General features: G+C 67.9%; 26 protein-coding genes. 17 read left to right on the top strand and 9 right to left on the bottom strand.

Annotation, left to right across the window (positions count from 1 at the left end; all coding sequences use genetic code 11):
• Window positions 1-35: 35 nt before the first annotated feature.
• Window positions 36-1268 carry a sensor histidine kinase gene (locus tag ACWF4Z_RS26620; RefSeq protein ID WP_452245875.1) on the bottom strand — a complete coding sequence of 411 codons (1233 nt, stop codon included), beginning with the start codon at window positions 1266-1268 and terminating at the stop codon, window positions 36-38.
• On the bottom strand, window positions 1265-1921 hold the full coding sequence (locus ACWF4Z_RS26615) for a response regulator transcription factor (protein WP_452245874.1): 657 nt from the start codon (window positions 1919-1921) through the stop codon (window positions 1265-1267). The genes ACWF4Z_RS26620 and ACWF4Z_RS26615 overlap by 4 nt, the downstream gene beginning before the upstream one ends.
• 111 nt (window positions 1922-2032) lie before the next feature.
• Here ACWF4Z_RS26615 and ACWF4Z_RS26610 point away from each other — a divergent pair, with 111 nt between their 5' ends.
• Genes ACWF4Z_RS26610 through ACWF4Z_RS26595 form a run of 4 tightly spaced genes read left to right on the top strand, consistent with a single transcriptional unit; the run spans window position 2033 to window position 5452 of the window.
• Window positions 2033-2539 (top strand): hypothetical protein, encoded by a 507-nt coding sequence (locus tag ACWF4Z_RS26610; RefSeq protein WP_452245873.1) that lies wholly within the window; start codon window positions 2033-2035, stop codon window positions 2537-2539.
• Window positions 2539-3591, top strand: a complete 1053-nt coding sequence (locus ACWF4Z_RS26605) for an efflux RND transporter periplasmic adaptor subunit (protein ID WP_452245872.1) — start codon at window positions 2539-2541, stop codon at window positions 3589-3591. Before ACWF4Z_RS26610 ends, ACWF4Z_RS26605 begins: the two co-directional genes overlap by 1 nt.
• Window positions 3588-4253 (top strand): ABC transporter ATP-binding protein, encoded by a 666-nt coding sequence (locus ACWF4Z_RS26600; RefSeq protein WP_452245871.1) that lies wholly within the window; start codon window positions 3588-3590, stop codon window positions 4251-4253. Before ACWF4Z_RS26605 ends, ACWF4Z_RS26600 begins: the two co-directional genes overlap by 4 nt.
• Window positions 4250-5452: an ABC transporter permease gene (locus ACWF4Z_RS26595; RefSeq protein ID WP_452245870.1), complete on the top strand. Its 1203-nt coding sequence runs from the start codon at window positions 4250-4252 to the stop codon at window positions 5450-5452. The genes ACWF4Z_RS26600 and ACWF4Z_RS26595 overlap by 4 nt, the downstream gene beginning before the upstream one ends.
• Here the strand turns inward: ACWF4Z_RS26595 and ACWF4Z_RS26590 are convergent.
• Window positions 5449-6396, bottom strand: a complete 948-nt coding sequence (locus ACWF4Z_RS26590) for a complex I subunit 1/NuoH family protein (protein ID WP_452245869.1) — start codon at window positions 6394-6396, stop codon at window positions 5449-5451. The genes ACWF4Z_RS26595 and ACWF4Z_RS26590 overlap by 4 nt on opposite strands.
• A 62-nt stretch (window positions 6397-6458) precedes the next feature.
• Between ACWF4Z_RS26590 and ACWF4Z_RS26585 the strand changes: the two genes are divergently transcribed.
• The 3 genes from ACWF4Z_RS26585 to ACWF4Z_RS26575 are packed head-to-tail and all read left to right on the top strand — an operon-like array spanning window position 6459 to window position 7949.
• Window positions 6459-7274: an SDR family oxidoreductase gene (locus tag ACWF4Z_RS26585; protein ID WP_452245868.1), complete on the top strand. Its 816-nt coding sequence runs from the start codon at window positions 6459-6461 to the stop codon at window positions 7272-7274.
• Window positions 7275-7305: 31 nt separating this feature from the next.
• Complete coding sequence (gene vapB, locus ACWF4Z_RS26580; protein ID WP_452245867.1) at window positions 7306-7527, top strand: type II toxin-antitoxin system VapB family antitoxin; 222 nt, start codon at window positions 7306-7308, stop codon at window positions 7525-7527.
• A complete protein-coding gene (locus ACWF4Z_RS26575; RefSeq protein ID WP_452245866.1) occupies window positions 7524-7949 on the top strand; it encodes a PIN domain-containing protein in 426 nt (141 codons plus the stop codon). Before vapB ends, ACWF4Z_RS26575 begins: the two co-directional genes overlap by 4 nt.
• A gap of 25 nt (window positions 7950-7974) precedes the next feature.
• On the opposite strand, the gene ACWF4Z_RS26570 is transcribed toward ACWF4Z_RS26575, so the two are convergent.
• Genes ACWF4Z_RS26570 through ACWF4Z_RS26560 form a run of 3 tightly spaced genes read right to left on the bottom strand, consistent with a single transcriptional unit; the run spans window position 7975 to window position 10102 of the window.
• Complete coding sequence (locus ACWF4Z_RS26570; protein ID WP_452245865.1) at window positions 7975-8703, bottom strand: NADH-quinone oxidoreductase subunit C; 729 nt, start codon at window positions 8701-8703, stop codon at window positions 7975-7977.
• A complete protein-coding gene (locus ACWF4Z_RS26565) occupies window positions 8700-9251 on the bottom strand; it encodes an NADH-quinone oxidoreductase subunit B (protein WP_452245864.1) in 552 nt (183 codons plus the stop codon). Before ACWF4Z_RS26565 ends, ACWF4Z_RS26570 begins: the two co-directional genes overlap by 4 nt.
• Window positions 9252-9256: 5 nt before the next feature.
• A complete protein-coding gene (locus tag ACWF4Z_RS26560) occupies window positions 9257-10102 on the bottom strand; it encodes an alpha/beta fold hydrolase (RefSeq protein ID WP_452245863.1) in 846 nt (281 codons plus the stop codon).
• Between the two features lie 85 nt (window positions 10103-10187).
• On the opposite strand from ACWF4Z_RS26560, the gene ACWF4Z_RS26555 reads away from it, so the two are divergent.
• The 7 genes from ACWF4Z_RS26555 to ACWF4Z_RS26525 all read left to right on the top strand — a co-directional run bounded on the left by ACWF4Z_RS26555 (window position 10188) and on the right by ACWF4Z_RS26525 (window position 16893).
• Entirely contained in the window at window positions 10188-11654 is a 1467-nt protein-coding gene (locus ACWF4Z_RS26555; RefSeq protein WP_452245862.1) for a purine-cytosine permease family protein, read from the top strand.
• Window positions 11651-12169: a cysteine hydrolase family protein gene (locus tag ACWF4Z_RS26550; protein ID WP_452245861.1), complete on the top strand. Its 519-nt coding sequence runs from the start codon at window positions 11651-11653 to the stop codon at window positions 12167-12169. Before ACWF4Z_RS26555 ends, ACWF4Z_RS26550 begins: the two co-directional genes overlap by 4 nt.
• Window positions 12166-12867, top strand: a complete 702-nt coding sequence (locus tag ACWF4Z_RS26545) for a GntR family transcriptional regulator (RefSeq protein ID WP_452245860.1) — start codon at window positions 12166-12168, stop codon at window positions 12865-12867. Before ACWF4Z_RS26550 ends, ACWF4Z_RS26545 begins: the two co-directional genes overlap by 4 nt.
• 238 nt (window positions 12868-13105) lie before the next feature.
• Entirely contained in the window at window positions 13106-13294 is a 189-nt protein-coding gene (locus tag ACWF4Z_RS26540) for a hypothetical protein (protein WP_452245859.1), read from the top strand.
• 269 nt (window positions 13295-13563) lie between these two features.
• Entirely contained in the window at window positions 13564-13695 is a 132-nt protein-coding gene (locus ACWF4Z_RS26535) for a hypothetical protein (protein WP_452245858.1), read from the top strand.
• A 13-nt stretch (window positions 13696-13708) separates the two neighbouring features.
• Window positions 13709-13870: a hypothetical protein gene (locus tag ACWF4Z_RS26530; protein WP_452245857.1), complete on the top strand. Its 162-nt coding sequence runs from the start codon at window positions 13709-13711 to the stop codon at window positions 13868-13870.
• A gap of 113 nt (window positions 13871-13983) precedes the next feature.
• Window positions 13984-16893, top strand: coding sequence for a helix-turn-helix transcriptional regulator (locus tag ACWF4Z_RS26525; RefSeq protein WP_452245856.1), 2910 nt, complete (start codon window positions 13984-13986; stop codon window positions 16891-16893).
• Between the two features lie 104 nt (window positions 16894-16997).
• Here the strand turns inward: ACWF4Z_RS26525 and ACWF4Z_RS26520 are convergent, their stop codons facing one another.
• Together ACWF4Z_RS26520 and ACWF4Z_RS26515 are read right to left on the bottom strand one after the other, a co-directional pair.
• Window positions 16998-17234, bottom strand: coding sequence for a hypothetical protein (locus tag ACWF4Z_RS26520; RefSeq protein WP_452245855.1), 237 nt, complete (start codon window positions 17232-17234; stop codon window positions 16998-17000).
• A gap of 181 nt (window positions 17235-17415) precedes the next feature.
• The gene (locus tag ACWF4Z_RS26515; protein ID WP_452245854.1) at window positions 17416-18765 is read right to left on the bottom strand and encodes a serine hydrolase domain-containing protein; all 1350 of its coding nucleotides are present in this window, start codon (window positions 18763-18765) and stop codon (window positions 17416-17418) included.
• A gap of 50 nt (window positions 18766-18815) precedes the next feature.
• Here ACWF4Z_RS26515 and ACWF4Z_RS26510 point away from each other — a divergent pair, with 50 nt between their 5' ends.
• From ACWF4Z_RS26510 to ACWF4Z_RS26500, 3 genes are all read left to right on the top strand, one after another.
• Window positions 18816-19715 carry an ornithine cyclodeaminase family protein gene (locus tag ACWF4Z_RS26510; RefSeq protein WP_452245853.1) on the top strand — a complete coding sequence of 300 codons (900 nt, stop codon included), beginning with the start codon at window positions 18816-18818 and terminating at the stop codon, window positions 19713-19715.
• Window positions 19716-19801: 86 nt separating this feature from the next.
• Window positions 19802-20233 carry an SRPBCC domain-containing protein gene (locus ACWF4Z_RS26505; RefSeq protein WP_452245852.1) on the top strand — a complete coding sequence of 144 codons (432 nt, stop codon included), beginning with the start codon at window positions 19802-19804 and terminating at the stop codon, window positions 20231-20233.
• Window positions 20220-20582, top strand: coding sequence for an ArsR/SmtB family transcription factor (locus ACWF4Z_RS26500; RefSeq protein ID WP_452245851.1), 363 nt, complete (start codon window positions 20220-20222; stop codon window positions 20580-20582). The genes ACWF4Z_RS26505 and ACWF4Z_RS26500 overlap by 14 nt, the downstream gene beginning before the upstream one ends.
• 2 nt (window positions 20583-20584) lie before the next feature.
• Here the strand turns inward: ACWF4Z_RS26500 and ACWF4Z_RS26495 are convergent, their stop codons facing one another.
• Window positions 20585-20941, bottom strand: coding sequence for an NADH-quinone oxidoreductase subunit A (locus ACWF4Z_RS26495; RefSeq protein WP_452245850.1), 357 nt, complete (start codon window positions 20939-20941; stop codon window positions 20585-20587).
• Window positions 20942-21041 lie beyond the last annotated feature (100 nt).

The raw sequence follows: 21041 nt of genomic DNA, 5'->3' as shown, positions 1-21041 counted from the left end.
CTCCTCGTGAGTCCACTCATCCTCTACACGAACACCTACCCCGCAGATCGACACCGGTCGGCGGGCAAAGTGAGGGTGATTTGTAGGCCTCCGGTGGGGCGGGGGGTGGCGGTGACGGTGCCGTTGTGGGCTGTGGCTACTGAGCGGACTATGGAGAGGCCTAGGCCGGCGCCTTTGCCGCCTACGAGGCGTTCGGCGCCCAGGCGGTAGAAGGGTTTGAAGAGGGACTCGACCTCGTACGGCGGGATCTCGGGGCCGGTGTTCGTCACCACTACCTCTACCTGGTCGCCGACGGTGCGGCTGATGACTTGGACCCAGCGGTCGCCGGCGGACGCGTTGTGGCGGATGCCGTTCTCGACGAGGTTGTGGACCAGGCGTTCCAGCAGCAAGGCGTCGCCACGGACCTGCGCGTCGCCAGGGCCGCGGATCACCTCTACGCCTGCCTTGGTGGCTTCGGCGCTGACCTGACCTGCGACGTGATTGACGACGTCCGCGAGGTTGACCGGGTAGACGGTCGAGAGCTGCTTCTCGGAGTCGGCAAGGATCAGCAGCCCGTCGATCAGTTGCTCGTGGCGCGCATTGATCGTCAGCAGGCTCTCACCCAGTTCCTTGACGTCGGAGGACGCCGTACGACGATGCATTGCGACCTCGACCAGGGCACGTCCGAGGGTGAGCGGCGTACGCAACTCGTGGGACGCGTTGGCGACGAAGCGGCGTTGGCCGTCGAAGGACTGGTCCAGGCGTTCGACCATGGTGTCGAAGGCGTCGGCGAGGTTCTTGACCTCGTCGTCCGGGCCGCGGAGATCGATTCGCTCGTGCAGAGCGGCAGGTGTCTGGGCGATCCGCCGCGCCGTGTCCGTGACTCGGTGCAGCGGCGCCAGCACCCGTCCAGCGATCAGCCAGCCGAACCCGGCCGCGAGAGCGCCCACCGCGACCAATGCGATGCTGCCCTGCACCAGTAGTGACTTGGTTGCGGCCTTTCGGACCTGCTCACGCTGTTGCTGCATCACCTGCTCCGCATCGGAGCCGGTGAGCAGGTCGCCGTCCTTGTTCAAGACGAAGACCTCGTTGGGATCCGGCGGCGGTGTGGGTTTGGCAGTCGCTCCGGCGGGTGGGTTGAGGTAGGTGCCCTTGACGATCACCTGGTACTGCTGGTGCAGGTTGGCGCTGAACAGCGCGTAGGTGACGCCGAGCAGCAGTACTCCGGCCAGCATGAACAGACCGCCATAGATCAGCGTGAGCCGTCCGCGCAGCGTCAGCCGTCTCACGGGATGCGGTACCCAACGCCGGTGACGGTCTCCACCAGTCCCGGCTCCCCCAGCTTCCGGCGCAGCTTGAGGATGGTCAGCCGGACCGCTCCGGTGAACGGATCCACGTGCTCGTCCCATGCCTTCTCCAGCAGTTGTTCGGCCGACACCGTGGCGCCGTCGGATCGGAGGAGCTCCGCGAGTACGGCGAACTCCTTCTTCGAAAGCGGTACGTACCGGCCGTCGCGGAACACCTCGTGCCGGGCCGGATCCAACGTGAGACCGGCACGGCGCAGGACTGGCGGATCAGCCGGCCGACTCCGCCGCCCGAGCGCCAGTACTCGCGCGGCCAACTCGGCAAACGCGAACGGCTTGGTCAGATAGTCGTCCGCACCCAGCCCAAGCCCTTCCACCCGGTCCGTGACCGCCGCAGCGGCCGTCAACATCAACACCCGAGTGCTGGACCCCGAGGACACCAACTGCCGGCACACCTCATCGCCGTGGACGACGGGAATGTCCCGATCCAGCACCAGTACGTCGTACGAGTTCACCGTCAGCCGTTCGAGCGCCGCACCGCCGTCACCGACCACATCGACGGCGTGCGAGTCGTCGCGCAACCACTCCGCGATGGCTGCCGCCAGCAACGGTTCGTCCTCGACCACGAGCACACGCACAGACCCATGATCCCTGACGCCCGTGTTTCCTCCGTGTTATCAGCGCTGGAAACGGCACGGAAACGCCCCGGAGCCAAGGCTTGCCGCACAACTCGACGACTAGGAGATGTGATGCGCAAGACCACTCTGGCGATTCTGGCGGCCGCCGCCCTGCTGACTGGCTGCGGCGCGAACGACCCCGGCACGCAGGTGGCGTCCGGCAGCGACAACCAGTCCCAGGCGACAACACCGACCACTGCGAAGCCCAGCCTCAGCCAGGACGAGAAGGCGGTCAAATTCACCCAGTGCCTGCGGGAGAACGGTCTGAACGTGCCGGACCCCGAACCGGGCAAGGGTCCGATGCTCAAGTTCGACAAGAGCTCTGGTGTCACCCAGGAGCAGGTCCAGAAGGCGATGGAGGCCTGCCAGGAGTACAACCCGCAGGGACAGGGCCAACCGAACCCTCAGCAGGAAGAGAACGGTCGCAAGTACGCCGAGTGCATGCGCAAAAACGGCGTCGAGCAGTTCCCGGACCCGAAGCCCGACCAGCAGGGCATCATGATCGGCCCGGGCGTCGCCGACGACCCCGACTTCCAGAAGGCGCAGGGCGCCTGCGAAAGCATCCTGGCGGCGCGTTGATGCGCAAAGCACTGACCGCCGTGGTCGTACTGGCCGCCGGAGGAGCCATCAGCGTCTTCCTGGTGAACCGCGGCGACACGAGCCAGGCAGCGAACCAGACCGCGCAATCGCTACCGGTCAACACCACCAAAGTCACCCAGCAGACCCTCAAGGACACGGAGTCCCAGGACGGCGACCTCGGCTTCGGTACGACGTCCACAGTGGTCAACCGGGTCGCGGGGACAATCACCGGCCTCCCCAACAGCGGACAGGAGCTCAAGCAGGGCAACACCGTCTACAGCCTCGACAACAAGCCGACCACAGTCCTGTACGGCGCTCTACCGGCGTACAGGCGACTTGCGAACGGGAGTGAGGGCACCGACGTACGGCAACTCGAGCAGAACCTCAGTGCGATGGGGTACGACGGTTTCACTGTCGACGACGAGTACACCGACGCCACCGCGGAGGCGGTCGAGGAGTGGCAGGAGGATCTCGGTCTGGACGAGACAGGCGTGGTCGAACTCGGCAGCGTCCTGTTCGCACCCGGTCATATCCGAGTCGACAGCGTGGAGGCTCAGGAGGGCGCACCGATCGGCCCGAACCAGAACGTCCTCAGCTACACCGGCACCACAAAGGCCGTCACGGTCCAACTCGACGCAGCCGACCAGCGACTCGCCAAACCGACCGCAAGCGTCACTGTCACGCTTCCGGACGGCAAGACCGTGCCAGGCCGGATCGAGAAGGTCTCCACGGTGATCATCCCGGCGGAGAGCCCGGACAAGGATCCGGAGACCAAGGTCGAGGTGATCGTTGCCGTCGACAACCAAAAAGCCGTGGCAGCGTGGGCGCTCGCGTCCGTCGACGTCACCTTCACCGCCTCCGAACGCAAGAACGTCCTGACCGTCCCGATCGCCGCGCTGGTCGCCCTGCGGGAAGGTGGATTCGGCGTGGAGGTCACCGACGGCACGTCGACGCACTACGTCCCGGTGAAGACCGGCCTGTTCGCCGGCGGCCAGGTCGAGATCAGTGGCACCGGCATCAAGGCCGGCACCACGGTCGGGATCCCGAAATGATCGAGCTGACCGAGGTGACCAAGGTGTACCCCGGCGGCGTGACAGCCCTCGGCGGCGTCAGCCTGCAGATCGAACGCGGTGAGCTGGTCGCGATCGTCGGACCGTCCGGCTCGGGCAAGTCCACGATGCTGAATGTGCTCGGCACACTCGACCGGCCGACCTCCGGCACCGTCCGGATCGACCGGTACGACGTGGCCCGGCTGTCGGACTCGGGTCTGTCCGCGCTACGGGCGACCCGGATCGGGTTCGTGTTCCAGCAGTTCCACCTGGCGTCCGGCGTACGGGCGCTGGACAACGTCGCGGACGGCCTTCTCTACTCCGGACTTCGACTGGCCGTCCGGCGGAAGCGGGCCGCGACCGCACTGGAGCGCGTCGGTCTCGGCCACCGGCTGGACCACGAACCGCACGAGCTGTCCGGTGGCGAGCGGCAACGGGTCGCCGTGGCCCGAGCGGTCGCCGGCGAACCCGCCGTACTGCTGGCCGACGAGCCGACCGGTGCGCTGGACTCGGCGTCCGGAGCCGGGGTGATGCAACTGCTGCGCGATCTGCATGCAGCGGGTACGACGGTCGTCGTCATCACCCACGACCGTGACATCGCGGCGTCCTTGCCGCGGCAGGTCCGGATGCGCGACGGCCGGATCATCGAGGAGGTGCTGGCATGAGCAGGGAGTTGAGACCGGCAACCCTGCACTTCCGGGATGTCGTCCGGGTCGGCGCGGTAGGACTGCGGACCCGGCCGACCAGGGCCTTCCTGTCCGCGTTGGGTATCGCGATCGGCATCGCCGCGATGGTCGCGGTCGTCGGCATCTCGTCCTCCTCACGCGCCGAGCTGGACGGCCAACTCGATGCCCTGGGCACCAACTTGCTGACCGTTGCCCCCGGCACTCGATTGAGCGGTGAACAGGCCGAACTCCCGTTGACGGCCGAGGCGATGGTGGGCCGGATCGGACCGGTCCGCGCGGAGTCGGCAGTCGGCAAGGTCGACGACGCGTCGGTCTACCGCAGCAACAAGATCCCCGTGGTCGAGACGAACGGGATCATCGCGTATGCCGCGCGTACCAACCTGCTCGACACCATCGGCGCCACCGTCCGCAGTGGCAAATGGCTCGACGCGGCAACGGGAACCTATCCGGCGACCGTGCTCGGAGCGAGCGCCGCCGATCGGCTGGGGATCACGAAGGCCGGCCCGGATACGCAGGTCCTGATCGGCAATCAATGGTTCACGGTCCTCGGCATTCTCGAACCGGCCGCCCTGGCGCCCGAGCTGGACAGCGCAGCACTGATGGGGTGGCCGGCCGCGGACACCACGTTGAACTTCGACGGGCATCCGACCACGATCTACACGCGATCGGACGACGCTCAGGTGGAGTCGGTCCGATCGGTGCTCGGAGCAACGGCCAACCCCGAGGCGCCGAACGAGGTGGACGTATCGAGGCCGTCGGACGCACTCGCGGCGAAACAGGCCGCGGGTCAGGCGTTCACGGGGTTGCTGCTCGGGCTCGGCGCGGTCGCGCTCCTGGTCGGCGGCGTGGGGGTGGCCAACATCATGGTGATCTCGGTGCTCGAACGGCGGGGCGAGATCGGGTTGCGGCGATCACTCGGGGCGACGCGTGGGCAGATCCGGACTCAGTTCCTGACCGAGTCGCTGTTGCTGTCCGCACTCGGCGGGATCGGCGGGGCCTTGCTCGGATCCGGGGTCACCGCGGCGTACGCGTCGTACCAGAACTGGCTGACCGTCATCCCGCCCTGGGCGCTGATCGGCGGGGTCGCGGCGACGTTCGTGATCGGTGGGCTGGCCGGTCTTTACCCGGCCGTCAGAGCGTCTCGACTCTCCCCCACGGAGGCGCTGGCCAATCCCTAGAAGATGACGACGCCGATGCCGGTGAGGGCTAGTTGGAGGAGCGCCACCGGCACCAGGCCCTGCCAGGCGAGCTTCTGCAACTGGTCGGCGCGCATCCGGGGAAAGGAGACCCGCACCCAGATCACCAGGACCGAGACGAACGCGACCTTCACCAGAGTCCAGATCCAGCCGATCGACTCCGGACCCGGACCGCTCCAGCCGCCGAGGAACAACACGGTGGTCAGCCCTGCGAGGATGACGATCCCGGCGTACTCGGCGAGGAGGAACAGGGCGAATCGCAGCCCGGTGTACTCGGTGTACGGCCCGAAGATGACCTCGGAGTCCGCGACCGGCATGTCGAACGGCGGCCGCTGCAACTCGGCCAGGCCCGCGATGAAGAACACCACCATGCCAGGCAACTGCCACAGCAGCCACCACGGATTCCAGGCGTCGGCGATGCCGGTCAGGCTGAGGGTGCCGGCGGCGACCGCGACGCTCGCCGCGGAGAGTACGAACGGGAGCTCGTAGCTCATCAGCTGCGCGGCGACCCGGAGCCCGCCGAGCAGGCTGTACTTGTTGCCGCTTCCCCACCCGGCCATCAGCGAACCGAGCACGCCGATGCTCATCACCGCGAGCACGAAGAACAGGCCGGAGTCGAGATCGGCGCCGACTATCCCGGGCGCGATCGGGATGGCGGCGAGGGCCGCGACGTACGGCAGGATCGCGACGACCGGGGCCCACTCGAAGACGCGCTTGTCGGCGGCCGCCGGGACCACGCTCTCCTTCTGGACGAACTTCACGCCGTCCGCGACCAGCTGCGCCCAGCCGTGGAACGCACCGGCGTACATCGGGCCGAGTCGTGACTGCATGTGCGCCATCACCTTGTGCTCGGCCTGACCGACCACCAAGGGCGCCACCAGGAAGGCGACCAGGACGCCCACCACCCGCACCACGAACTCCAGCATGCCCGTCACCCTATCGAGTCCGGCTTGACCTCAACCGATGTTGAGGCCGAAAGGTGGGTCTCATGACAATTCTTGTGACAGGTGCCACCGGTCGGGTCGGCCGGCATGTCGTCGCCGGCCTCCGCGCCGCGGGGGTGACCGTTCGCGCCCTCGTCCGTACGCCGGACCTCGCGGGCCTCCCGCCGGACGTCGAACTGGTCCAGGGTGATCTCTACGATCCGGACGCCGTACGACGGGCTGCGGATGGGGTGGACGCGGCGTTCCTGCTGTGGCCGTCGTTCGACGCTTCGGGGGTGGCCGCGATTGTGCCTTCGTTGCCGGAGCGGGTCGTCTATCTCTCGTCGCTGAGCGCGCCGTCCGGCGGGGTGTGGGGTGAGGTCGAGGCGTTGCTGCGGGATGCGGGGAAGGCGTGGACGTTCGTTCGGCCGGGTGGGTTCGCGGTGAACGCGCAGGGGTGGATCCGCGAGTTCCGCGAGGGTGACGTCGTACGACTGCCGTATCCGGAGGCTGGGCGGTCGTTGATCCACGAGCGGGATATCGCGGCAGTCGCCGTACTCACGTTGCTGGACGATCGGCACGTCGGTCAGTCGTACGAGCTGACCGGGCCAGAGGTGCTGACCCAGGCCGAGCAAGTCCAGACGATCGCGCGAGCCGTCGGCAAGCAGATGCGAATCGAGCCCCTCTCCGACGCCGAGGCCCGCCAGGCAATGCTCGACCAGGGCGCCGACCCCGCCCTCGCCGACAGCGCAGTCACCTACTGGTCCTCGCTGGTCGACAACCCCGAACCGGTCACCCCCACAGTCCCCACCCTCACCGGCCGCCCCGCCCTGACCTTCACCCAATGGACCCAAGAACACGCCAACGACTTCCGCCGCTGATATCATGTGATACCGACCAGGAGGTGATGCCATGACCGACGTACTCATTCGCGACGTACCGGACGAGGTGCTCGCTGTGATTGACACCCGGGCGGCGGGCCTAGGACTGTCCAGGAGTGAGTATCTGCGCCGGCAACTCAGTCAGGAGGCTGCGCGCTCGCACGTCCGCGTGACTGTCGCCGATCTGGCCCGCTTGGCGGAACTGACCCGGGATCTCGCGGACCCTGATGTCATGGAGCAGGCCTGGTCATGACGCCATCCGTCGACTCCCGGCGGTGGCTGATCGACAAGTCAGCAGTGATGCGGCTCAATACGACTCCCGACCGGGAGGAGTGGGCGAACCGCATCGACCGGGGGCTCGTGCACATCACCACCGTCACCTTGCTTGAACTCGGTTTCTCGGCGCGATCCGCGGACGAGCACCGAACGCTCCTGCATCAGCCATCCATTGCCGCCATGCCGCTGGAGAACGCTACCCCCGCCATCGAGCGTCGCGCCGTCGTCATACAGTCCCAACTCGCGTCGGCCGGTCAACATCGCGGGCCTTCGGTGGCGGACCTGCTGATCGCAGCCACGGCAGAGCAGACCGGCCTCGTCCTTCTTCATCTGGACAAGGACTTCGAGCTCATCGCCAACCTCACCGGGCAGCCAACAGAGCGGCTCACTCAAGCCTGACATCACGGACGCCGAGGCCAGCCCGCTAGGTGGTGGCGGTTGGTGGCTCGGGGGTAGCCGTAGGTGCGTCGGAGGTGACCTCAGCTGATTTTCGGGTTCGGCGGTCGGCTGGGGCTCGGCGGGGGCGGGCTGGGGTGGCTGCTGCTTGGGCGGGGGCCAGGGGATCGAGGGCGGGTGAGGCGGGTGGGCGGGGGCCCCAGGTTTCGGGGTCGGGGACACCGGGCGGAAGGGTCCGGCGGCGGCTGGGGGCGCCGGCCGGCGCGTGATCGGACTCACCGGGCTCTTTCGCGCCGGGCCATGGTTTGGCGACGCGGGACGCGAGGATGAACTCCTTGCGAAGCGGGTTGCCTTCGAAGCCGTCGGGCAGCAGCAGCGGGATCAGATTCGGGTGGTCGGCGAACGTGATCCCGAACATCTCGAACGTCTCACGCTCGTGCCAGTTCGCCCCGGCGTACACCTCGGAGAGCGTCGCGAGGGTCGGATTGTCGCGCGGGATCAACGTACGCACGAGCACATGGTCGACGTGTGATCCGCCCCAGAAGTCCGCGAGGTGTGACACCACCCGGAAGCCGTCGGTGAGCTCGTCCGATGCGCTCAGGAAGTCGAAGAACGTGAACCCGACCGCATCCCGCAGCACCTCATGCGCAGCCACCCACGACTCCGGCGGTACGTCGACGGTCGTCGGACCGAAGCTGTCCACGGCCGTGGCCGCGATCCCGGCGCTGGTCAGCGCGTTGACCGCATCTTCGCTCAAGGCTTCACCAGGCCGCGGGTGAGTGCGGCCGGCGACGGGTCGTCGTACCGGCTGGTGACGTTCTCGCCCGCGATCTTTTCCTGGAGTTTGAGGATGCCCTGCAGGAGCGCCTCCGGGCGTGGCGGGCAGCCGGGGACGTAGACGTCGACCGGGATGATCTGGTCGACGCCCTTGGTCACGCAGTACGAATCCCAGTACGGGCCGCCGGAGTTCGAGCAGGAGCCGAACGAGATCACGTACTTCGGCTCCGGCATCTGGTCGTAGAGCCGCTTGATCGCCGGCGCCATCTTGTCCGTCACCGTGCCCGAGACGACCATCAGGTCGGCCTGCCGAGGACCAGGTGCGAACGGGATCACGCCCAGCCGGATGAAGTCGTGCCGGCCCATCGACGCCGCGATGAACTCGATCGCGCAGCAGGCCAGGCCGAAGTTGAAGACCCAGAGCGAGTACTTGCGACCCCAGTTCAGCAGGTAGCGGACGGGCTCCGGCGCGAGCCGGGCCAGCGCACCCACAGCCGGCCGCACAGTCGGAATCCCCAGCTCGGTCATAGGCGTCAGCCTAGTCCGACAATCTCCTCGGCGAGGATCTCCGGGTACTCGAGTGGCGCATAATGCCCGACCCCGTCGACGGGCCGGAGGCGTACGTCGCTGAAGAAGTCGTCGAGCCGATCCGACCACGCCCGCGGGAAGAGCGGATCGAACTCGGGCCACAGCACCACAGTCGGTACGCCGATCCGGTCGTACAACGCCGGCGCGGACTCGGCCGCGGACATCGCCACCGACCCCGCACCCGCCCGGTACCAACCCAGCGACGCGGTGAACGCGCCCGGCACCGAGTAGACCTCGACCAGATGATCCAGTTCCGGCTCGAACCCGGGTCCGGACCAATGCGTCCAGAAGTGCCGCAGGTACGAGCGAACGGCGTCAGGCTTACCGTCGATCAGCTCCTCGATCACCGGCAGCCGATGGAACGCCTGGTACCAGAACTCCGCCTGCGCATGCTCGGAGAACACCCGCTTCCCGATGCCCGGTAGCGGCGGCGCGACCACGATCCCGTCGATCAGCTCGGAGTGACCGCGCGCGATCCCCTGCGCGATCCGGCTGCCGATGTCGTATCCCGCGAGTACCGGACGCTCCAGACCGAGCTCCTCGATCAGCCCGAGCACGCTCCGCCCTTGCCCGTCGACGCCGTACGCCGACAGGTCCGGCGACTCGCCCGTCGAGCCGCCGAACCCGCGCAGGTCGGGCACCACCACCTCGAACCCGCGCTCGACCAGCATCGGCGCCAGCACCCGGTAGTCGGTGCGATCACCCGGCCATCCGTGCAACAGCACGACCGCGGGGCCCGCCCCGATCCGGTCGTACGCCAGCGAGAACCCGTCCACCGCGTTGCTCAGCATGAATTCATTGTTGACCACGTCCGACCCCGGGCATACCGTGATTGAACAGGACTGAACAGGTCCATTCCCAGTGGGAGACAAGCCCGTGCCCAATCAAAGGACCGATCAGGTCGAGGTGCAGCAGACTCGCGCGCTCACGGTGGAGAGCAACGGGCTGAACGTGATCGCCGACGCGGACCGGAAGGGCCGTCCGAGTCAGTTGTTCTGGCCGTGGTTCGGCGCGAACGTCTCGGTGCTCGGCCTGAGCTACGGCGCGTTCGCGATCGGATTCGGGATCTCGTTCTGGCAGGCGGCGATCGCCGGGTTGATCGGAGTCGTCTTCTCGTTCCTGCTCTGCGGGTTGATCGCGCTGGCCGGCAAGCGCGGCTCGGCGCCGACGATGGTGCTCAGCCGCGCCGCGTTCGGTGTCAGGGGCAACAAACTGCCGTCGCTGGTGTCGTGGCTGCTGACCGTCGGCTGGGAGACCGTGCTGACGATCCTCGCCACGCTGGCGACCGCGACCGTGTTCGAGCGCCTCGGCTGGGGCGGCGGCACGGTGACGAAGCTGGTCGCACTGCTCGTCGTCGGCGTACTGATCGTCGCTTGTGGGGTGCTCGGGTTCGACCTGATCATGCGCGCGCAGACGGTGATCACCGTGGTGACCGGCGTGCTCACGGTCGTCTACATGATCCTGGTCGCGGATCAGATCCACTGGAGTGCGGTGTCCGCGCTGCCGAGCGGATCGGCCCAGCAGGTGATCGGTGCGCTGGTGTTCCTGATGACCGGGTTCGGGCTCGGCTGGGTGAACGCGGCCGCGGACTACTCGCGCTATCTCCCTCGGGGGGCGTCGAGTCGTGGGGTGATCGGCTGGACGACGTTCGCCGGTTCGGTGGCTCCCGTCGTACTGCTCGTGTTCGGGCTGTTGCTGGCCGGCTCGTCGGCGGACCTGAGCAAGGCGATTGCCGCTGACCCGATCGGCGCGTTGGCGGAGGCGTTGCCGACCTGGTTCCTGGTGCCGTTCGTGATCGTGGCCGTGCTCGGCCTGGTCGGTGGCGCTGTACTGGACATCTACTCGTCCGGGCTCGCGTTGCTCTCGCTCGGCGTGCCGGTGAAGCGGTACGTCGCTGCGTTCGTCGACGGGGTCGTGATGATCGCCGGGACGGTCTACGTGGTCTTCTACGGCGGCGAATTCCTCGGGCAGTTCCAGGGCTTCCTGATCACGCTCGGCGTACCGATCGCGGCGTGGTGCGGGATCATGCTCGCCGACATCGCAACGCGTCGGCGCGACTACACCGAGGGTGATCTGTACGTGCCGAGCGGCCGGTACGGCGACGTGCGATGGTTGCCCGTGGTCACGATGATTGTTGCCACCGGCATCGGCTGGGGCCTGGTCACGAACACCCTCGCGTCGTGGCTGACCTGGCAGGGGTATCTGCTCGGCCCGCTCGGATTGGGCGGTAAGGCGGGCGACTGGGCGTACGCGAACCTCGGGGTGCTGGTCGCGTTGGTGCTTGGGTTCGTCGTTCAGCGGTTCGCCGGGGCGTCCGCCGTACGGCAGCAGGAGACGGTATGACCCTTGCACTCATTGATTTGCAGCGGATCTTCGCCGATCCGTCGTCGGGGTGGGCGACGCCTGGGTTCGGGCGGGTGATCGAGCCGGCGAAGGAGTTGATCGAGCGGTTCACGCCGGACGTGATCTTCACGCGGTTCGTTGCGCCGGCCGTGCCCACCGGTGCGTGGGTGCCGTACTACGAGCTGTTTCCGTTCGCTCTGCAGTCGCCTTCGGCGGATGACTATCAGCTCGTCGACGAGTTCAAGGGGGCGTCGACTCTGGACAAGACGACGTTCGGTGCTTGGGGCCCCGACCTCGCACGCGCTGTCGGTGACGGGCGTTTGGTCCTCGGCGGGGTGACGACGGACTGCTGCGTGATCAGCACGGCACTCGCTGCGGTCGATGCCGGCGTCCGCGTGCAGGTGGTCGAGGAGGCCTGCGCCGGATCCACCGACGACAACCACGGCAAGGCGATCGACATCATGCGGTTGTACGCACCCATGCTGGAGATCGTCAGCCTCGACCAGTTGCGATGATGCGGCTGAAACACGAGCGGGTCGCGGCGGTGCTGGCCCGCGAGATCCGGTCCGGCGTCGTACGGCGTGGCGCGCAACTGCCCGGGGAGGTCGAGCTCGCCCGACGGTTCTCGGTCAGCCGGAACACGGTCCGCGCGGCTCTCGCCGTACTGGCCGAAGACGACCTGATCACGACTCGCACCGGCAAGGGTTCGTTCGTCCTGTTCGACGGGCGGCCGTTGGACGGGCGGCTCGGGTGGACGCACGCGCTGTCCGAACAAGGCATCGAGACACGGATGCGGACCATCCGGATCTCGCTTGTCTCGGATGCTGCTTTGGCTGAGCGGGTTGGGCTCGACTCTCCCCAGGTGATCGCGATCGAGCGCGTCCGGCAGCTCACCGACGGTACGCCGATCTCCCTGGAACGCAGCCGGATCCCGGCGCTCTCGTCCCTCCACGACCTGCCGGAGCGAGGCCTCGACAACGGCTCCATCAGTACGACGCTCAACCGCGCCGGCCTCTACCTCGACCACTGCGAACAACGCCTCCGCGGCCGACCGCTGACCCCCGCCGAATCCGGCCTCCTCAACCGCCCCGAAGGCACGTGGTTCCTCCACACCACCCGCACCAGCTGGACCGCCAACGACCACTTCGCCGAACACGCCGATGAGCTCCTCGACCCCAACCACTACGAGCTGAGCTTGTCCTACGGGACGTAGTCCAGTCCGGTCCTCCCCCGCCCGCCCACCTAGCGTGATCGGCCGTGCAGCTCGACAGAACGTATACGTCCACTGCGGGCCACCTCCCGCCAGAACCAGCCAGGATTCCGGCGCCACCAGGCGACACCTCCTGTCCTCCCGGACGCCGGGTACGTGCGTGAGCCGGGGGCTAAGGCGTTAGTTGCCTCGGGCATAGGGATATGTGCGGATGTGGGGCAGCACCTCAGCGGAGCAGGGTTTGGGCATCGACACAGCTCCGGAGGAGATCATGTTCTTCTACTCACCCGACTCGCTCCAGGCAGAGATCCGCTACCGGCAGGACCGGATCCGGCGTCAGTACCAGCGGCCGGCGTGGTTCCAGCGCAAGCCCAAGCGGCAGGCTCCTGAGGTCTGCGCGCCCGAGCTCCGGACCCGTCCTGCGATGTGACGGCACGAGCACCCCCCAAAGCCCCATCCAGTTCTCGATCCCAGCGCGGCCGAGCTCACCACGAGCCGGCCGCGCTGCGGCATTTCCAGGAGTTCCACGACCGAGTGCCTACGCACCAGAACAGGGGTCCCTAGGTGGGCGTGGGGCGTACCTAGGTCGCCTAAGGGTGAGCGGGCGCCAGGGATAGGGAGGAACTCCGATGTGCGGGCCCTCCTCAGACGAGCACATTAGGGACATCGACAGAACCACGGAGCCAGGAGGCAACCGAAATGTTCACCAACGAAAGCGTCAAGGCAGAGGTCGACTACCGCAGGCAGCGTCTCAGCCGCGACTACCGGCAGCACCGGAGCACCACCCGGAACCGTCGGACCCTCGTCCACCTGTTCGGCAAGAAAGCCTGAAGGGAGGGTAACCATGTTCATCACAGCTCAGTCGGCCAAGGCGGAGAACGCCTACAAGCAGGAGCGCATCAAGCGTGAATTCCGGACGGCAGCTCGCCGGGAGCGCGTGGAGCAGGCCGCACGGCCGGCGCCGCGACACGCTCGCCGAGCCCTCCGACCCACCACGGTGGCATGACCGCCGCGACCGCCGTCCCTGATCCCGTACTCGCGATCAGGGACGGCGTTTTCGTATCTCCGGACGGTCAACGGACGGGATGCCGTCGATTTGTGTCGGCGCCAGGGGCGAAGATGGACGACGTGCCCTGGACTTCGACACCTCTCGTCGGCCGCTCATCCGAGATGGCCGCGCTGCTGAGCGCCGTGGACGACGCCAAAACGCGTCATGCCGGCGCTGTTCTGCTGTCGGGTGATGCCGGCGTCGGCAAGACGCGTCTGCTGGACGAGGTGGCGACCGGCGCGCACGAGCGCGGTTTCGGTGTCCTGGTCGGGCACTGCACCGACTTCGGCGACGCCGGCCTGCCGTATCTGGCGTTCACCGAGATTTTCGGCCGGCTGGCCGGTGACCGGCCCGATCTGGTCGAGAGCGTGCTGACCAACTTCCCGGCGATCGGCCGACTGCTGCCCACGCACCGGCTGCTCGGCGCGCAGCCGTCGCCGCAGGACGGTCAGCTGGACCGGGCCGCGTTGTTCGACGCCGTGCTCGGCGCGTTCACCGCGCTCGCCACCAGCGAGCCGCTGCTCGTGATCATCGAGGACGCCCACTGGGCCGACGACTCGACCCGAGACCTGATCGGCTTCCTGATCACCCGGCTGACCTCACAACGCCTGACGCTCGTGGTGTCGTACCGCAGCGACGACCTGCACCGCCGCCACCCGCTCCGCCGCCCGATCGCCGAGTGGTCCCGCAACCCGCGGGTTCGCCGCGTCAACCTGGCCCCCTTCGACGCCAACGAGTCGCGCATCCTGCTGAGTTCGCTGCTCACCGAGCCGCTCCCGGAGTCCGAGGTACGGCGGATCCTCGAGCGCGCCGGTGGCAACGCCTTCTTCACCGAAGAGCTCGTCGCCGCGGCCTCGATGGGTGACGGCGAGGTCGTCCCGCCGGATCTCGCCGACCTGTTGCTCGTCCGTCTCGATCCGCTGTCCGACGACGCGCGCCAGGTCGCCCGCGTGATCGCGGTCGCGGGCCGGCGCGTCCCGCACGACCTGCTCACCGCGGTGGCCGACCTACCGGACCGCGAGCTCGACGAGGCGCTGCGTGAGCTGATCGACGCGCACATCATCGACGTACCGACCAGCGATCGGTACTACTTCCGCCACGCCCTCCTCGCCGAGGCCGTGTACGACGATCTGCTGCCCGGAGAGCGAGTCCGCCAGCACGCGGCGTACGTGCAGGCGCTCAAGGACCAGACCGTCTCGGGTACGGCGGCTGAGCTGGCCGGGCACGCCACCCGATCGCACAACCTGCCCGAGGCTTTCGAGGCGCGGGTCCGGGCCGGCGAGGAGGCCATCTCGGTCGCCGCGCCGCAGGAGGCGCTGAAGCACTACGAGCTGGCCCTCGAGCTGTATCCCAACCGTTCGCCCGAGAGCACGATCGACAAGAACTGGCTGATCGTCCAGACCGCGACCGCCGCGACGCTGTCGTCGCAGCACTTGCGGGCGCTGAAGATCCTGCGGAAGGCGCTGGCCGATCTACCACCGGACGCCCCGAAGCTCGAGCGGGCGAAGCTGCTGATGCCGCTGGCCGACATCGCGCTGATCATCGACCAGGACCAAGAAGCGAACGAGGCGATCTCGCAGGCGCTGAAGCTGGTGCACGACGAGAAGTCCAGTGTCTTCAAGGCGCGGGTCGCGTCGCTCTACGCGCGAGTGTCCCACGCACTGGGCCGGCCGATGGAGGCGGAGCGCTGGGCGCACAGGGCGTTGGAGATCGCCCGCGAGGCCGGTCAGGAGTCGGCGGCCAGCGACGCCGGCATCACGCTCGCCCAGCTGCGCCGGCTGGCGGGCGATCCGGAGACTGCCACCAAGCAGCTCGAGGAGGCGGCGGTCCGGGCGCAGCTCGACGGCGACGCGGCGGCCGAGGTGCGCAGCCGGTTCCTCATCGGATCGACGCGCTTCGAGCAGGGCGATCTGTTGACCGCGAAGCCCGCGCTGACGTTGGCTGCGAAGCGAGCGGGTGAGCTCGGGCGGCAGTGGGCGGTGTACGGATTCGATGCGCGACGGATGCTCGCTCTGACGCAGTTCATGCTCGGTGAGTGGGACCAAGCGACCGTGACCGCGCGGACAGACTCGATGACGCCGGCGGCATCCGCGGCCGCCCTTCAGGCAGTGGAGTTCGCCGTACGGGCCGGCCGGGGTGACAACGCGGTCGCGGAGGAGTTCGAGCGGCTGCGCAAGTGGTGGGATCTCGACGTGATGCTGTCGATCATCGGGTTGCAGCCGGCGGTCGATGCCTACCTGCGGCTTGACCAGCCTGCCGAGGCGGAGAAGCTGATCGCGGACGTGACCGCCTTGTGTGCGGAGATCTTCCAGACCGAATGGTTCCTCGGTCGGATCCGGTTTGCCACGCTTGGGATCCAGGTCTTGTGCCATCGGGCCGTTGGCGAACCGTCGGCAGCCAAGGAGCTGATCGCGCGCGGCGCCGAGTTCCTCGCCGACGGACAGGCCACGGCCGAGAAGGGGCTCCCGCCCGGCCGGGTGATGGGTGTCGAGGGCCTCGCCTGGCTGGCGCGGTTGGAGTCGGAGTGGGATCGGCTCCGGTGGCTCGCCGGGGTGGACGCACCGACACCCGAGGAGCACGTCGCTGCGTGGGAGCGGACCGTGGACGCCTTCGGGTACGGGTATGTGTACGAGCAGGCGTGGTCGCGGGTGCGGTTGTCGGCCGCGTTGCGCGCAGCCGGCCGGGTCGCCGAGGCGAACGAGGAGGCCACGCTGGCCGCTGCCGTGGCGCGGGAGTTGGGCGCGAAGCCGCTGCTCGACGAGCTCGGCGGCGTCGACACGACTGGCGCCGGAGCCCTCACCTCACGGGAGACCGAGGTGCTTGCGCTGCTGGCCGAAGGCCGGACCAACCGGCAGCTGGCGCGTGAGCTCTACATCAGCGAGAAGACGGTCAGCGTGCACGTCTCGAACATCCTCGCCAAGCTCGGCGTCCGCTCCCGCACCGAAGCCGCCGCAGTAGCCCGCCGCGACGGCCTGCTCTGACGAACCCAAAAGATCGCTCACGTCCGGCGCTGTGCGGGCCACCGAACGTGAGCGATGTGGGCGGAACCCGGGTGGGGACCGGGCGTCCTTGAGGTTGCTCTGCTTCAGCCGTGCTTGCGGTGGCGATCGGGCTCGGGCCGCATGTGCCGGGCCCGGGCCCGAAGTTTGGCCAGCTCGTCACCGGACAGGTCGCCGCTGGAGATGGCAGGCCCGTGCGGCGCCGGCCGGTCGAGGTGAGTGATGTCGTCGAAGACGCGGCGCGCGCGGCGCATCCGCGCTACGGCCAGCACTACGAGCCCGGTCGCTGCGAGTGCGATCAGCACCCATAGTTGCCACGACATAGCCTCACCACCCCGGAATCACTCCGTATCACCGCGTAATCACCATAACCGCGAACCGACCGCTTGGCGACCGTGTGTACGCATTCCGTTATCCCGAGGCGTTTCAAGCTGACGTTTGTTGCCCAGCGCAATCACAAAGGGTGATCAGGCAACGAGTGCCGCCCGACCCGAACTGCTACGCTCAGTCACCGCGCGGTGTGAGGCGGCCACCACGGAAAAGATACGTCGCGCGACCGTCGACCGGTTCACGGAACGCGACAACTTCGTGCACCCCGCCCTCGGTCTCGACGGCAATGAGGCGCGAGTCGTCCAGTGGCACGTACCGGCTCCGCTGCGGCTCCGGCAGCAGGATCCGCGCCTCGTCGCTGACCGCTTCATCGAGTCTCCAGAACTCGCCGTCCTCGACGCTGACCGTGGCCCGGAACAAGACCCCGTCGTACCGGCCGACGACCAGCTCGGCCGAGATCTCGACCGGCTCCACCGGAGGCGTAGGCCGCGGCGTCACCTCCCGCCCGGCGGTCTCACGGAGCACGTGGCCGACCAGTTCGTCGTACAGGGCAGAGGTGTCGCCGCCATTTGTCAGCAGCGCGACGGCCACACCCTTGTCCGGAGCCAGCCGCAGGAACGCTGACTGACCTATCGTGCCGCCGTCGTGACCGTAGAGCGGCCCACCCTCGCCGTCGTAGATGATCCAGCCGAGCCCCCAATGCTGCTCGACCCCGCCGGTCGAAGGTACGTCGACCTGCGTCTCCCACAGACGATCGACCGTGGGCCGATCGACGATGCTCGCGTCCAGGTACGCCCGGCCGAAGGTGAGCAGATCGCTTGCGCTCATCGCCAGCAACGAGCCGGCCGGTGCCATCGAGTGCACCAGACTCCACACCGGGGCCGCCTGTGGCGGCGCGTCCGGCGTCGGCCGGATGTGACCCAACGCGGCCCTGTACAGCAAGGCCTCCTCCGGGATCGTCGCCACATGCTCCAACCCGAGCGGTACGGCGATCTCCTCGCGGAGGAGCTGGTGATAGGGCTTGTCGCGGAGCACCTCGGCGATCCGGCCGAGCACGGTGAAGCCGGCGTTGTTGTAGGAGAATCCCGCGCCGAGCGGGACCTCCTGCGCGAGGCCGGGTACGACGTCACGCAGGAACAGCTCGACCGCATCGTCGCCGCGTGACGTCGGCGTGAACGCGTCCCCGGAGAAGCCGGAGGTGTGGGTCAGCAGGTGCCGGGGCGTCACGGCCGCGGCCGTCGCCTCGTCGGCGAGCTTGAACTCGGGCAGGTAGTCGCGGACCGGGCGATCGAGATCAATCTTGCCCTCGGCAACCAATTTCACGATCAGGGTGGTGGTCCAGAGCTTGGTGATCGAGCCGATCTGGAAGAGCGAGTCGGTGGTCGCCTCGACGCCGGTGTTCAGGTTGAGGATTCCCGCGGCCGCGGTACTCACCTTCCCGTCGGCGAGGACGGCGATGGAGGCCGCCGGCACCTGGTGCTTCGCGATCAGAGTCTCGAGATTCTCATCGAGCCAGGTCTGCACAGCCTCACTCCTTCGTCGAACGGCGGTGGGTCGACTCTATGCTGTCGCGGGTGAAGGTCCTGTCTGGTGCGGATGTCCGTCGTACTGTCCCGATGAGTACGGCGATCGCCGCCGTCCGCGACGCTTTTCGTGAGCTGGCGGCCGGGAACTTCGTGTTGCCGGCGCGGCAGATCTTCGGCGACGGCGCAGTGCTGGTGATGTCGGCGTACCACACGCCGACCGGGACCGCGGTGGTGAAGAAGATCGGCATCGCACTCGACCAGATCCCGGCGATCCGGGCGACGGTGATCTGGACCGGCGCCGGCGAACAGCTCATCGCCGACGGCAGTTCGATCACCACCCTGCGGACCGGAGCGGTCGTTGGTGTCGCCACCGATCTCCTCGCGGCAGCTGACGCGTCGCGGCTCACGCTGATCGGGACGGGCGCGCAGGCTCCCGATCAGGTCCGCGCGGTTCTCGCCGTACGACGGATCACGGCCGTCACCGTCACGGGCCGGTCGGCCGAACGCGCGGCCGCACTCTGCCGGCAGCTGGCCGAGGAGTTCCCGGACGTGAAGTTCACGCCGGGTGTGGACATCGACAGTGCGGTCGCCGACGCCGAGGTCGTGTGTTGTGCGACGTCGTCGACCACGCCGCTGTTCAGCGTCGATGCGTTACCCGAGCGGGTGCACGTGAATGCGATCGGCGCCTTCCGGCCGAGTATGCGGGAGCTCCCCCGCGAGCTCCTGGCGACAGCATCGGTCGTGCTGGTCGACCAGGTCGAGGCCGCACTGGAGGAGTCCGGCGAGATCATCGACGCCGTCACCACCGGAGCGCTCGATCGCACCGACCTGGTCGAACTCGGCCCGGCACTCGACGACCCGCCGAAGAGCACCGGCCGAACCGTCTTCAAGTCCGTCGGCGTCGGCCCCCAGGACTGGGCGATCGCCGCCGCCCTTGCCCGAGGCTGAAGCTTGACGATTGACGGTTGACGCAACTGATTGGTTGCGATAGCGTCTTTGGTGCAACCAGATGATTGCTACTTGAGGAGACCGCGATGGGATTTCCCGATCGGATCGAGCGGGTGCTGGACCTGAAGCACCCACCGGCGAAGGTGTGGAGTGCGCTCACCACGGCCGAAGGGCTCGGGACGTGGTTCGGTCACCAGGCGACGATCGACCTGCGGCCGGGTGGTGCCGCGACGATGACATGGGACAGCGGTGATCGGCAGGAGATGCGCGTCGAGCGGGTCGAGGAGCCGTCGGTGTTCGGATTCAGCTGGCGGATCCAAGGGCTGCCCGACAACGATCCACGCCGTACGTACGTCGAATTCACGCTCGAGCCGGCCGGAGCCGGGACCCGGTTGACGGTCGTCGAATCCGGATTCGCCCAACTGCCCGACGAGGTGCACGATGCAGCGTTCAGCGGCAACACCACCGGGTGGCTCAACGAGCTCAACGAGCTTGCCGACTACCTTGACGCAGCCTGACGCCACCCAGCCTGACGCCACGCAGCCTGACGCGGAGGCGATCGCGGAGCTGGTCTTCACCAATCTCGCCGATCCGAGCCGGCGCGCGATCCTGGCCGAGCTCGTCTCCGGCGGGCCGGCCACGGCGACCGACCTCGCCACCCGGCTCCCGATCACCCGGCAGGCCGTCGCCAAGCACCTGGCTCTGCTCGCCGAGGCAGGTCTCGTGCGGGCCGAGCCGGGCGAACGGCGACGGATCCGGTACCACCTGCAGTCAGGTCCGATGCAGGTCGCGCAACAGTTCCTGGCCGCGATGGCTCGCGACTGGGACAGCCGGCTCGACAACCTGAAGGACCACCTCGGCGGGTGAGCTCAGGTCCAGCGCAGCACACCCTTGCGGTAGGCGTACAACAGCCCGACCGCGACGAAGGCGATGAACACGAACATCTCGATCAGCGTCGCGAACCCCATCGCCGCGAAGACGGTCGCCCACGGGAACAGATAGACGGCGTCGACCGCGAAGATCACGTAGAGGTAGGCGAACAGGTAGTACCGGATGTGGACCTGCGCCCAGCCCTCGCCGACCGGGTCGACGCCGGACTCGTACGTCTTGAGCTTGCCCTCGGTCGGGTACGTGACGGTGAGCGCCTTGTTCAACGAGAACGCCCCGATCAACCCCACCAGCGCAAGCGCAACCACGGCAAGCACAACGCCATAGCTCTCCGACACGGACAGAAGCTTAGGGCAGGTCTGGCGACTCCGCGACGTAGCGAGCAGGTGCTCGGTGCGGTGCATCGGCGTGCTGGAGTGAAGGCCTCGATGCTTTTCC

The organism is Kribbella sp. NPDC055071, from assembly GCF_053608045.1.
Note: the sequence above shows the minus strand (reverse complement) of the source record. Positions and strands in the feature narration are given on the sequence as shown.

Bases quoted from the DNA above. Each gene is read 5' to 3' on its own strand.
- ACWF4Z_RS26610 (WP_452245873.1), top strand. From the start codon at position 2,033: ATGCGCAAGACCACTCTGGCGATTCTGGCGGCCGCCGCCCTGCTGACT.
- ACWF4Z_RS26605 (WP_452245872.1), top strand. From the start codon at position 2,539: ATGCGCAAAGCACTGACCGCCGTGGTCGTACTGGCCGCCGGAGGAGCC.
- ACWF4Z_RS26600 (WP_452245871.1), top strand. From the start codon at position 3,588: ATGATCGAGCTGACCGAGGTGACCAAGGTGTACCCCGGCGGCGTGACA.
- ACWF4Z_RS26595 (WP_452245870.1), top strand. From the start codon at position 4,250: ATGAGCAGGGAGTTGAGACCGGCAACCCTGCACTTCCGGGATGTCGTC.
- ACWF4Z_RS26590 (WP_452245869.1), bottom strand. From the start codon at position 6,396: ATGCTGGAGTTCGTGGTGCGGGTGGTGGGCGTCCTGGTCGCCTTCCTG.
- ACWF4Z_RS26585 (WP_452245868.1), top strand. From the start codon at position 6,459: ATGACAATTCTTGTGACAGGTGCCACCGGTCGGGTCGGCCGGCATGTC.
- vapB (WP_452245867.1), top strand. From the start codon at position 7,306: ATGACCGACGTACTCATTCGCGACGTACCGGACGAGGTGCTCGCTGTG.
- ACWF4Z_RS26575 (WP_452245866.1), top strand. From the start codon at position 7,524: ATGACGCCATCCGTCGACTCCCGGCGGTGGCTGATCGACAAGTCAGCA.
- ACWF4Z_RS26565 (WP_452245864.1), bottom strand. From the start codon at position 9,251: ATGACCGAGCTGGGGATTCCGACTGTGCGGCCGGCTGTGGGTGCGCTG.
- ACWF4Z_RS26560 (WP_452245863.1), bottom strand. From the start codon at position 10,102: ATGCTGAGCAACGCGGTGGACGGGTTCTCGCTGGCGTACGACCGGATC.
- ACWF4Z_RS26550 (WP_452245861.1), top strand. From the start codon at position 11,651: ATGACCCTTGCACTCATTGATTTGCAGCGGATCTTCGCCGATCCGTCG.
- ACWF4Z_RS26545 (WP_452245860.1), top strand. From the start codon at position 12,166: ATGATGCGGCTGAAACACGAGCGGGTCGCGGCGGTGCTGGCCCGCGAG.
- ACWF4Z_RS26535 (WP_452245858.1), top strand. From the start codon at position 13,564: ATGTTCACCAACGAAAGCGTCAAGGCAGAGGTCGACTACCGCAGGCAG.
- ACWF4Z_RS26530 (WP_452245857.1), top strand. From the start codon at position 13,709: ATGTTCATCACAGCTCAGTCGGCCAAGGCGGAGAACGCCTACAAGCAG.
- ACWF4Z_RS26525 (WP_452245856.1), top strand. From the start codon at position 13,984: ATGGACGACGTGCCCTGGACTTCGACACCTCTCGTCGGCCGCTCATCC.
- ACWF4Z_RS26520 (WP_452245855.1), bottom strand. From the start codon at position 17,234: ATGTCGTGGCAACTATGGGTGCTGATCGCACTCGCAGCGACCGGGCTC.
- ACWF4Z_RS26505 (WP_452245852.1), top strand. From the start codon at position 19,802: ATGGGATTTCCCGATCGGATCGAGCGGGTGCTGGACCTGAAGCACCCA.